At 35.1% G+C, this 11,842-nt stretch carries 8 protein-coding genes; 3 read left to right on the forward strand and 5 right to left on the reverse strand.

Annotated elements, in window-relative coordinates; all coding sequences use genetic code 11:
- Positions 1–238: 238 nt before the first annotated feature.
- Both ABXT06_RS15030 and ABXT06_RS15035 read left to right on the forward strand, forming a co-directional pair.
- Positions 239–670, forward strand: a complete 432-nt coding sequence (locus ABXT06_RS15030; protein WP_111376930.1) for a DUF1810 domain-containing protein — start codon at positions 239–241, stop codon at positions 668–670.
- Positions 671–1,018: 348 nt separating this feature from the next.
- Complete coding sequence (locus tag ABXT06_RS15035; RefSeq protein WP_354591475.1) at positions 1,019–1,669, forward strand: VOC family protein; 651 nt, start codon at positions 1,019–1,021, stop codon at positions 1,667–1,669.
- Between the two features lie 68 nt (positions 1,670–1,737).
- On the opposite strand, the gene ABXT06_RS15040 is transcribed toward ABXT06_RS15035, so the two are convergent.
- The 5 genes from ABXT06_RS15040 to ABXT06_RS15060 form a co-directional block, all read right to left on the reverse strand.
- Entirely contained in the window at positions 1,738–3,738 is a 2,001-nt protein-coding gene (locus ABXT06_RS15040) for a heavy metal translocating P-type ATPase (protein ID WP_354591476.1), read from the reverse strand.
- A gap of 434 nt (positions 3,739–4,172) precedes the next feature.
- The gene (locus ABXT06_RS15045; protein WP_354591477.1) at positions 4,173–5,447 is read right to left on the reverse strand and encodes an efflux RND transporter periplasmic adaptor subunit; all 1,275 of its coding nucleotides are present in this window, start codon (positions 5,445–5,447) and stop codon (positions 4,173–4,175) included.
- A 2-nt stretch (positions 5,448–5,449) separates the two neighbouring features.
- Complete coding sequence (locus ABXT06_RS15050) at positions 5,450–6,697, reverse strand: TolC family protein (protein WP_354591478.1); 1,248 nt, start codon at positions 6,695–6,697, stop codon at positions 5,450–5,452.
- 161 nt (positions 6,698–6,858) lie between these two features.
- Positions 6,859–9,978 (reverse strand): efflux RND transporter permease subunit, encoded by a 3,120-nt coding sequence (locus ABXT06_RS15055; protein ID WP_354591479.1) that lies wholly within the window; start codon positions 9,976–9,978, stop codon positions 6,859–6,861.
- A gap of 106 nt (positions 9,979–10,084) precedes the next feature.
- Positions 10,085–10,408 (reverse strand): DUF6660 family protein, encoded by a 324-nt coding sequence (locus tag ABXT06_RS15060; protein ID WP_354591480.1) that lies wholly within the window; start codon positions 10,406–10,408, stop codon positions 10,085–10,087.
- Positions 10,409–10,701: 293 nt separating this feature from the next.
- Here ABXT06_RS15060 and ABXT06_RS15065 point away from each other — a divergent pair, with 293 nt between their 5' ends.
- Complete coding sequence (locus tag ABXT06_RS15065) at positions 10,702–11,823, forward strand: hypothetical protein (protein ID WP_354591481.1); 1,122 nt, start codon at positions 10,702–10,704, stop codon at positions 11,821–11,823.
- The last annotated feature ends 19 nt before the right edge of the window (positions 11,824–11,842 follow it).

Below are 11,842 nucleotides of genomic sequence, written 5' to 3' on the forward strand. Positions count from 1 at the left end.
GCAAATCATAACAGAATGACCAACAAAAACTTCCTTTTATAACAATAAAGACATTAATTAGTACGACTTTATCTGTTAATGCAAAATAAATCTATCCAATTTTACACCTAATTGCATTTCTAAATTATTTCGCTTAAAATGTTAAAAAATGGTTTTAAAAAATGAATTGGAGAATGCACAAGTAAACATATTTTGACTAGATTTATGGCCAGATATCCCCAAATTAATATCGTAAATAATGGCTTACAATAACAATGGACTACTCCGTTTTTTAGATGCTCAGAATAAATTGTATTTAACAGCTCTAGACGAAATCAAAAATGGAAAAAAAGAATCTCCTTGGATGTGGTTTATATTTCCGCAGATAAAAGGAATGGGTTCAAACGATACTTCCAAATTTTATGAAATCAAAAATGCCGATGAAGCAATTGCTTTTCTGGAACATCCCATTTTAGGAAAACATCTTGTAGAAATCACTTCTGAATTAATCAAAAAGGAAGAAAATGTTTCTGATATTTTTGAAAGCATTGACTTAGAAAATCTTCAATCTTGTATGACATTGTTTGCCAGCGTTCAAAATACAGAACCTATTTTTCAGGAAGTGCTTCATAAACATTTTGATGGTTCATCTGATTTTCATACGCTGCAATTATTGTATAGCAATCTTTGATGTCGTAACCGCAAGGGACGCAAGGTTTTTATTGCGCAAAAAACGCAAAGCTTTGTCTATAAAAAAAACTGTCACATATTAATAAATAAAAGCTCGATCGCAATCGGGCTTTTTTTATTTAAACGCAAGATTACAAAATGAAAAAAAATCGAAAATCTTACAACAATGTCAGTTTGTCTTTTTGTAACTTTAATAAAGCATTCTGAGATGATATTTTGCTATTATCAATATTTATTTACTATTCTTTCATTGATGTATAAAATAGAGCTTTATGCATGAAAACATTGGTATTCTTTAAATTTGACTATCATTCAAAAGAAGCTTTTTCTTTTTTAAAAATTTACTACTATGAGAATAGATCAGATACAAATCAAAACAAACGATATTCAAAAAACGAAAGCATTTTATCAGGACATTTTTGGACTTTTTATTCTGGAAAATGATCAAAAATCGATAACGTTTCAGGCTGGAACTTCTATTTTAAAATTTGTCGAAGATAAAGAGTTTAATTCCATCTATCATTTTGCTTTTAATATTCCCGAAAATCAGCTGGAAGAAGCTATCAAATGGTGTGAGAACAAAGTCGAGTTAATTGTTCTCGAGGATAAAAGTGTTGTTACTAATTTCGAAAACTGGAATGCACATTCTATTTATTTCTTCGATTACAACGGAAATTTACTCGAATTCGTTGCGCGACATGATCTTAATAACGAACAAGTTGGCGAATTTAACTCTGCTTCTATTTTAAGTATAAGTGAAATCGGAATTGTTACGGAAAGTCCATTACAATTAGGAAATCAATTAATTGAAGAGCATGGACTTCATTTCTTTTCTCAAAATACAAATACCGATAAATTTGCTGCAATTGGTGATCATGAAGGTTTATTGATTCTGGTACAGCCTACTAGAAATTGGTATCCAACTCAAATTCCTTCAGAAAATAATCCAACTGAAATTACAATAGAGAATAATGAAAATATTATTAATCTGAAATTTTAAATAAATTTCGAACCACAAAAAACAGAAAAAAGTAAAGCCCAATTCTATCGAATTGGGCTTTTGATATTTTAGAACTTCATTCTCTGAATCCTCACTGCATTCAAAATTGCTAATAACGCCACACCAACATCTGCAAAAACAGCTTCCCACATTGTGGCAAGTCCACCAGCACCGAGAATTAAAACAAAAGCCTTAACTACAAAAGCCAAAGTAATATTCTGCCAGACAATCTTTTTGGTCTGTTTCCCGATATTGATTGCCATGGCAATTTTGCTAGGTTTATCATCTTGAATAACCACATCGGCAGTTTCTATGGCAGCATCGCTTCCTAAACCTCCCATCGCAATTCCAACTGTACTTAAAGCAATTACAGGCGCATCGTTTACTCCGTCGCCAACAAAGGCAATTGTTTCGTTTTTAGCTTTAATTTCGTTGACTTTGTTCACTTTATCCTCTGGAAGCAAATCACCAAAAGCTTTTGTAATTCCTAGTTTCTCGGCTACAAACTGAACTACATTCGATTTATCTCCACTCAACATAGTCAGCTTTACACCTAAAGATTTTAGTTTAGAAACGGTTTCTTTAGCATCTTCTTTAATTTCATCAGCAATAGTTAAATAACCAGCAAATTTACCTTCGTAAGCAATTGCAATTGTGGTATAAACTATTGAAGACGGATCGATATCATACGAAATCGAATATTTATCCAAAAGTTTAAAATTCCCTACATGTAATTCTTTTCCGTCATAAAAAGCTTTTAATCCGTGACCTGAAATTTCTTCGATTTCTTTTAATTCAATCGAGGAATCTATTGGTCCAACGTAATTATGAATAGCAGTTGCCACAGGATGTGTGCTTCGGCTTTCTAAAGCATTGACCAGTTTTAAGATTTCGTCTTTATCCAATTCAGGTTTTATAGTGACTTCCTGAACTTTAAAAACACCTTCGGTCATTGTTCCTGTTTTGTCTACCACCACATTCTGAATTGTCGAAATACTGTCAAGGAAATTACTGCCTTTAAACAGGATTCCATTTTTACTTGCAGCGCCGATTCCGCCAAAATAACCCAACGGAATACTAATCACTAAAGCGCAAGGACAGGAAATAACCAAGAAAACCAAAGCTCTATATAACCAATTGCTAAAAACATAATTATCCACAAAAAGCATCGGAACTAAGCAAATTGCAATTGCCAAATACACTACAATTGGCGTATAAATTTTAGCAAACTTTCTAATGAACAATTCGGCAGGCGCTTTTTTTGTTGTCGCGTTTTGTACTAGTTCTAGAATTTTGGATAATTTACTGTCATTGTAAGCTGTTGTTACTTTTACTTCGGCAATAGTGCTTCCGTTTAACATTCCAGCTAGAACAGTTTCACCTTTCTTTTTAGTATCTGGTTTACTTTCTCCAGTCAAAGCCGCTGTGTTAAACGAAGCTGAATCAGATAATAATTCTCCGTCCAAGCCTAATTTTTCTCCTGCTTTAAGCTGAATAATGGCTCCAATCTGAACGTCTTTGGCTTTGACTTTTACCGCGACATTATTTTCTAAAACATGAACCTCATCTGGACGCTGATCGAGCAGACTTTTAATACTCGATTTTGCTCTATTAACTGCCATTCCCTGAAAAGTTTCGCCAATGGTATAAAACAGCATAACGGCAACACCTTCTGGATATTCTCCAATGGCAAAAGCACCGATTGTAGCAATACACATGAGAAAAAATTCAGAGAAAACATCTCCTTTTACAATGCTTTCGTAAGCTTCTCTTAAAACGGGAAGTCCGACTGGAAGATACGCTATCGCATACCAAACAATTCTAACATATCCTGTAAACCAATCTTGTTGGAAATAGTTATCAAAACCAATTCCGATAATCAGTAAAATAAAGGATATAATGGATGGAAGAAACAATTTGAACAAGCTTCCCTCTACATTGTGTTCATGATCATGTCCCCCATGGTCGTGCCCTTCATTATCTGAATGCACTGGTTCGTCATGTGAGCAACAACAGGAAGGTTTTGCTTTATTTTTTATATTTTTTACTTCTTTATCTTGATGTATCATGGATAACTTTTTTAACTTTTAAAGTTTTACTTTTCCTGTTTTAGGTTAGGAAAACTTTGTTTTAAATTATGTCCTAAATTTAAGCATTTTGTATTAAAGTTTATTGCCGCAAAAGCACTAAGTTTTTATTTAACTGTGGCGAATTAATCTCGCAAAGTCGCCAAGTCGCAAAGTTTTTTTTCAAACAGATTTAATGAATTTAATTTGAGTTGCCTCCAGCTAAACCTGGCGTAAATTGAAAAATAAGTTTTGCCACAGATTTAAAGGATTAACATGATTTTTAGTTAGCAAAGATTTAGCGGATTTTTTTTTAATCTTTTTAATCCTTTAAATCTGTGGCAAAAAAAACTTTGCGACTTGGCGACTTTGCGAGCAAATTTCATTTCAGCATAAAAAAACTTTGCGACTCTGCACTTTCGTGGCAAAACCACTTCTTAATGCGTATGTTCTCCTCCGCCCTTCATTGCTGAAAGCAGATAAAACGCGCCTTTCGTTACAATTTTAGCATTTGCAGGAATATCGTTTACAAACTTAACTTCTGTAAAACCTAAATCGGTTGTTCCTGGAATTACTTCTATCGCTTTAAAATGTACTTCTTGCTCGTGCACTTCTTCATTTTCACCATCTTTATGATCGTGTTTTACTTCGGCTTTTTCATCTTCTTGAACAAACACAAAATACTTATCAGCATTTTTAACCACAGCATCTTTTGGAAGCGCAGGAACAGTTGCATTTACAATATTGATATTCGCTGAAACATACATTCCCGGAATCAGACCTTTAGCATCTGCTGGATCAATTTTGGCATGAACCGCAACGGTTTTACTTTCGTTAGAAAAAGACTTGTTGATTCCGAAAATCTTTCCTTTAATTGATTTATTCGACTGATTCGTTAAGACAAAATCAATGACTTGACCAATTGAAATTGAACCTAAATCTTTTTCATATACATTCAAATCCAAATGCATTTGGCTGTTGTCAACGACTTCAAAAAGCGAAACTCCAGTGTTGGCAAAAGCGCCTTTGGCAATATTGATTTTTCCAACAAAACCATTTATTGGCGAAACAATTGGCACAACCGATGTCGTTCCTTTTGTATTGACATGTAAGGCTTCTAATTTATTTTTTGCTGCCTGAGCGCGTGCTTTTTCAGCTGCTAATTTGGCTTTTACTTCCTGAAAAGTCTTTCTCGGATTTACATTTTCATCACTCAACGTTTTCTGGCGATTGTATTCCAACTGCAGATATTCAACATTTGCAACAGCCGACTGATAGTCTTCCTGCATGCCTATAACTTCCAGATTTTGAATCGTTGCTAAAACTTTCCCTTTGTTTACATATGTTCCTTCCAAAACAAAGATGTCTTTTACTGTTCCACCAATTAAAGTCGAAACCTCAGCAGAATTTTGCGGAGGTACTGTCGTGTAACCATTGGCTTTGATGACTTTATTAAGGTTTCTATCTTCCACAGAGCCTATTTCAATTCCGACAGTTTTATATTGTGATTCTGTTAAAGCCACTTCTGTAGTTGATTTTTCTTCTTCCTGTGGTTCTTCGGCTTTCTTTTCATTGCAACTTGTTAAGGTAATCGCAAAGATCGCAAAGAAAAATCGCAAGGCACGCAAGTAAATTGAACTTTGCGTTCTTTGCGTCCCGATAGCCATCGGGATTGCGTTCTTTGCTGTTAAATTCATAAATATATTTTTCATGATTAATTGTTTTTGATAGTTGGAAATTGAAGTTCGATCGCGCTTTGATTATAGCTGTGCGTAGCTTCTGCAAATTGTTTTTTAATATCAATTGCCTGATTCAGAAAACTGATGTACGACCAGTAACTCATATCGCCATTAGCATAACTTTTTTGTGCTGTTTCAATAATCTGATCGGCATAATGCAAGCCTTCATTTTGGAAATACGCTAAGTTTTTCTGCTGTTTTTTGAAGTTATTTTGTAATTCCTCTCGTTGAAGATTTAGCATCATTTTATTTTTATCTAAAGCCAATTGTGACTGCGAAATACTGATTTCGGTCGCTTTTGCTTTAGTAGTGTTAACACCTCCAAACAACGGAATCTGCAACCCTGCTGTAAAACCCTGAAACAAAGACTCTTTATCTATTGTCTGAGCAAAATATCCTAAACCAACTTTTGGCGTTCGTAAAGCCTTAAATGTTCCCGCTTCTTTTTGATAAACCGAAATCTGCTGTTGATAAAAATCTGTAATCAGAGCTTCTGCTTTTGTATTTTCCTGATTTTCTATAAAAGTATACTGTAAAGTTGTATTTGAATCTGGAACAATATTTTCATTTGTCTGGATGAAAAACTGCAATTGTTTCTGATAAATAGTCAAATCGTATTCTAACTGCGCTTTCTGCGTTTCAATTTCTTTTACTTTCGCTTTGGCACTGATAACTTCGATGTTTCCGCTTTCTCCTGTTTTAAAACGCAATTCAGCATTTTTTAAAAATTTGGTATAAATATCATTCAATTCTGTATTGAGTTTCTGAATTGAAACGCCGTACAAATATTGATAATAAGCCAATGTAACCGCTTTTTCGATTTCATAAGAAGACAGCGCCTTTTGTTTTTCGGCCAGTTTTGCGAGTTCTTCCTGCAATTGCCTGTTGGCTTTTGTAATATTTCCTAATGGAAAAAACTGCTGTACCGAAACATTATGATCATAATCGGCACTATTGAACTGACCTCCTTGATACTGCACCTGAAGCGGATCTGGTTGAAATGCTGCCTTTTTGAGAACGGTTTGTTTTTCGATTTCTTTATCGGCTATTTTTAAGTCGATGTTGTTTGATTTTGCAAGTTCCACTGCTTTTTCTAGACTGATAGTTTGCTGTGCAAATGTTGTTGTTGTTGTTGTGCTTGCCAATAGAAACGTGCTTAACCACAATCCCGATAACGATCGGGAGCAAAACTTTTTCTGTACTTTATTAATTAAATTTTTCATTTTTATAATTTTTGTTTCACGCAGATTTTAAAAGATTTAAGCAGATAGCGCAGATTATAAATTATAATCAAAATTTAATCTGCTTTAATCTGTTAGATCTGCGTGAAAAATCTTTTTTACATTCAGCAGTAAATTATCTAATTATCAAATTTTCTCATTTACTAATTATCTCTGCGGTTAAACTTCTCCAACAATAAATACAAAATCGGTAAAACGATCAAGGTTAATAAAGTTGCAGAGATTAATCCGCCAATAACTACGGTTGCTAATGGTTTTTGTACTTCTGCCCCGCCGCTTGTCGACAATGCCATTGGCAGAAATCCTAATGAAGCTACGGCTGCGGTCATTAAAACAGGACGCAAACGTGTTTTGGTTCCGATAAGAATTCTTTGAAACGGGTCTGAAATACCTTCTGTTTTTAATTGATTGAAATACGAAATCAGTACGATTCCGTTTAGAACCGCAATTCCGAATAAAGCGATAAAACCAATTCCGGCAGAAATACTAAACGGCATTCCTCTTAACGAAAGCGCAAAAACACCTCCAATGGCCGATAACGGAATAGCGCTAAAAATCAGCAATGCCTGTTTTGCACTTTTAAAAGTAAAATATAGCAAAACTAAAATAAGCCCCAAAGCAATTGGCAAGGCCACAGAAAGCCTTTTTGATGCTTCAATCAGATTTTCAAATTGTCCGCCATAAGTCACATAATAACCCGCAGGAAGTTTGAAACTTTTATCGAGTTTTGCCTGAATTTCTTCTACTACACTTTTAATATCTCTTCCACGAACGTTTAATCCGACAGTGATTCTTCGTTTTCCGTCTTCGCGGATGACTTGTACAGGGCCTTGTTCGTATTCAACAGAAGCAACTTGAGACAAAGGCACTTGCTGGCCGTTTGGAAGCGGAATAAACAAATTACTGACGTCAGTAATATCTCCACGATTGTTTTCGTCCATTCTCACCACAACATCAAATCTTTTGCTTTCATCATAAATTTTTCCGGCAACTTCACCTGCGAAAGACGAACGGATTATTTGATTGATGTCAGAAATATTCAGTCCGTAAAGCGCGATTTTATCGTAATCGTATTTTATGGTAATTTGCGGTAATCCTGTTACTTTATCGGCTTTTAAATCTCCGATTCCTTCGATTCCTTTTATTTTTGAAATCAATTCTGTGGCTTTAGTATCTAGAATCTCCAAATCGTCACCAAAAATCTTGATGGCAATATCCGATCGGCTTCCCGTCATTAATTCGTTAAAACGCATTTGGATTGGCTGCGAAATTTCGATATTCGCTCCAGGAATAATTTCCATTTCCTCTTTCATCGCATTGGCCAGTTCTTCCCAATTACGGTATTTGCTTCTCCATTCTTTTTTGTCTTTTAAAACAATAATCAAATCCCCACTTTCAATAGGCATGGGATCGGTCGGAATTTCACCGCTTCCTATTTTGGTTACAATGGTTTTAATTTCTGGGAATTTGGCTTTTAGAATCTGTTCGTACTTTGTAGTAGTTTCAACCATCTGCGTAAGCGAACTTCCTGTCATAATGGTTGCATTTATTGCCAAATCACCTTCTTCAATCGTCGGAATAAATTCACCTCCCATATTTTGAAAAACAATAAAAGCAAAAGCAAATAATCCAACTGCGATCGAAAGCACCACTTTTTTAAACTCTAAAGCTTTTTTCAATAATGGAGTATAACGGCTTTCTAACCAAGCAATCATACGGTCGCTAAAGTTTTCTTTGTGTTCTGTTTTTTTCGAAAGAAACAAAGCACTCATCATCGGAATATAAGTCAGCGAAAGAATAAATGCACCAATAATGGCAAAACCAACTGTCATAGCCATTGGTTTAAACATTTTCCCTTCGGTTCCAATTAAAGCAAGAATTGGCAAATACACAATCAGAATAATAATTTCACCAAAAGCCGCGCTATTCCTAATTTTTGAAGCCGAATTGTAAACCTCGGCATCCATTTCTTCTTGAGTTAATTCTTTTTTATTTTTGAATTTCTGGAGATGATGCATCGTGGCTTCAACAATGATTACGGCACCATCGACTATAATTCCGAAATCTATGGCGCCGAGACTCATTAAGTTTCCGCTTACGCCAAAGGCATTCATTAAAATAACCGCAAACAGCATTGCTAGCGGAATTACTGAAGCAACAATCAATCCTGCACGGAGATTTCCTAAGAATAAAATCAGAACAAAAATTACGATTAACGCCCCTTCTAATAAATTCTTTGTAATCGTTTTAATAGAATTGTCAACGAGTTTTCCTCGGTCAATAAAAGCTTCTGCAACAACTCCTTCTGGAAGGCTTTTGTTAATCTGAGCCATTTTTTCGTGCACACGATTAACTACTGCGCTGGAATTTTCTCCCTTTAACATCAAAACCAAACCAGAAACAATTTCTCCCTTTCCATCTTTTGTTGATGCTCCATAACGCAAAGCAATCCCTTCGCGCACCTGCGCTACATTGCGCACCAAAACGGGCGATCCGTTTCGGTTCTTCACCACTACATTTTCAAGATCTTTTATCCCTTTTGCCATTCCGACACCGCGAATAAAATAGGTGTACTGATCTTTTTCGATATAAGCGCCTCCTGTGTTTTGATTGTTTTTTTCTAAAGCATCAAAAATTTCGGTAATCGTAACACCCAAACTATTGAGCATATTCGGATTTACGGCAATCTCAAATTGTTTGAGTTTTCCTCCCCAAGAACTTACTTCGGCAACTCCTTTAATTCCCTGCAATTGCGGAATAATAATCCAATCTTGAATTGTTCTTAGTTCTATTGCACTGTATTTGTTTTCGTAACCTTTTTTGGCATAAACATCGTATTGGTAAATTTCTCCTAAGCCTGTAGAAATTGGCGCTAATTCTGGAGAATCTACATAATCTGGAATGTTTTCTTCGGCTTGTTTTAAGCGCTGAAATATCTGTTCTCGAGCCCAATAAATATCTACATCATCTTCGAAAACAACGGTTACAACCGATAATCCGAAACGGGAAATACTGCGGAGTTCTATTACGTTTGGAACTGTTTTTACAGCCCTTTCTAAAGGATACGTGATTAATTGTTCGATTTCCTGACTTGCCAGTGTTGGTGCAGTAGTAATAATCTGAACCTGATTGTTGGTTACATCTGGCAAAGCATCGAGCGGTAATTTTTTAAGCGAATAGCTTCCCCACGCTATGAGCGCAAGGGTAAATAATAGTATGACGAATTTGTTTCGTATACTAAACTGAATGATTTTATCTAACATTTGAATATATAATGACGTGAGAAATGAGACAATTAAATTGTCTGTAAACGTGTGGAAAGTCCACAACTCTCTCGCCTTTCCGATCTTTATCGGACAGGCATAATCATTATGCTATTTGAGGGGGCTGCCAAATACTTCCGTAGAAATTGGAAATAAAAACAGAATTATAGCTTGGTAAAGCTATTGAAATTTGAGTGTATGTTTTTGGAAATTCGAAAGTTACAGCAGAATGGTAACTTAAAACCTGCGCCCCACAACAGTTGCAGGCACAAAACGGAGAACATAAGTCATTTGTTTTATCGTGCGAATGATTGTCTTCTGATGCAAACTGAGCTGTTTTATGCATAGCGCTGTTTACTTCCATATCTGCACATGGCATATTAGACAATGCCAACAGGTAAATTGATAATATGATTGTTATCCATTTCACAGTCGTAAAAGTACAATTATTTTTTTAATTGTAGTAGATGGCAATAATTCCTAGAAAGAAAAACACTTAAAATTATCCTAAAATTATTTTTAAAGCTTTTATCATTTTCTCATTTATTTTTTGTCGGAGGTAAGAAAATTTCGTTAACTTTAACACTAATTAACACATTCTTAAGCCTTAATCTTTAATTATACCAAAACCTATTTAGCATACAAATAAAAAGATTCCCAAAATAGCATTAGTACATATTTATTTTTCGCAGTTCAATTAATTAACATTAAAACACTCAATCAATGAAATGTAATACACTAATATCAGCCTTTTTATTACTATTCAGCATGCAAATCTTCGGACAGGTTTATACCGATAAAATTGTAGGACAAAAAAATCAGGAGTTAAAAGACAGCCTTAAAGTCGAAAAATACCCATACGCTCTACCAATTTGGGGAGAAAAAGTAGCTCAAAAAGGCTACAAGCTTCCTTATTCTGCAGGGGTTTCTGTTAACTACTTCTGGCAGGAATCTGAAATTGTTATTAATGATTTAAATATTGGTTTTAACCACGGCCCTCAGTATAACTTAGATGAAATTGTACGATTTGATAAATCAACGGTTGAAGCTGGTGCCCTTACTATAAGACCAGATATATGGTTGCTTCCCTTTTTAAATATTTATGGAATTTTTGGAAAAGCCAAAACGGCAACTAAAATTAATGCTGGCATTTGGGTTCCTGATGCAGATAACAATTGGTCTGAAATTGCAACTTTCAGCACCAAAGCCAATTTTGACGCTACTACTTTTGGTTTAGGTATGACACCTACAATTGGTATTGGCGGTGGCTGGCTTGCTTTGGATATGAATATGGCCTGGACTGATATTAGTTCGCTGGATAAACCTGCTTTTTCATATATTTTTGGACCCAGATTAGGAAAAACATTTAAATTCAATAAACCAGACACCAATATCGCGGTTTGGGTTGGAGCTTTTAGAGTTCATATTTCTGGCGATACTAATGGAGATTTGCCTTTATCTGATTTTATTGATCTAAGTAGCGCCCAAGCTAAAGTGGACAACGGACTTCAAAAAGTATCTGAAAATCAGACAAAAGTTGATAACTGGTGGGATAGCTTAAGCCCAGCTGAGCAAAAAAATCCGGTTAATGTAGCCAAACATAATACTGCCGACAGAGCTTTAGAAAGAGCAGGAACATTTCTGGCTACTTTGGATGGTGCATTGAGCACAGCCTCAGATTCATCTGTTCAATATTCTCTTCAAAAAAGACCTAAAGATATGTGGAACTTCATAATTGGATCTCAATATCAATTCAGCAAACATATTATGTTTCGTGCAGAATGCGGTTTCTTAGGCTCACGTACACAAGTTCTGGGAAGTTTTCAATACCGATTTGGACTTTAATTCATGAATTGTATGAAAA

Origin of the sequence: Flavobacterium sp. UW10123, from assembly GCF_040538975.1 — a bacterium.
Lineage (GTDB): Bacteria > Bacteroidota > Bacteroidia > Flavobacteriales > Flavobacteriaceae > Flavobacterium.

What these genes read in the sequence shown, in the direction of transcription:
- ABXT06_RS15040 (WP_354591476.1), bottom strand. Translation starts at nt 3,738, where the DNA reads ATGATACATCAAGATAAAGAAGTAAAAAATATAAAAAATAAAGCAAAA.
- ABXT06_RS15050 (WP_354591478.1), bottom strand. Translation starts at nt 6,697, where the DNA reads ATGAAAAATTTAATTAATAAAGTACAGAAAAAGTTTTGCTCCCGATCG.
- ABXT06_RS15065 (WP_354591481.1), top strand. Translation starts at nt 10,702, where the DNA reads ATGAAATGTAATACACTAATATCAGCCTTTTTATTACTATTCAGCATG.
- ABXT06_RS15045 (WP_354591477.1), bottom strand. Translation starts at nt 5,447, where the DNA reads ATGAAAAATATATTTATGAATTTAACAGCAAAGAACGCAATCCCGATG.
- ABXT06_RS15055 (WP_354591479.1), bottom strand. Translation starts at nt 9,978, where the DNA reads ATGTTAGATAAAATCATTCAGTTTAGTATACGAAACAAATTCGTCATA.
- ABXT06_RS15035 (WP_354591475.1), top strand. Translation starts at nt 1,019, where the DNA reads ATGAGAATAGATCAGATACAAATCAAAACAAACGATATTCAAAAAACG.
- ABXT06_RS15030 (WP_111376930.1), top strand. Translation starts at nt 239, where the DNA reads ATGGCTTACAATAACAATGGACTACTCCGTTTTTTAGATGCTCAGAAT.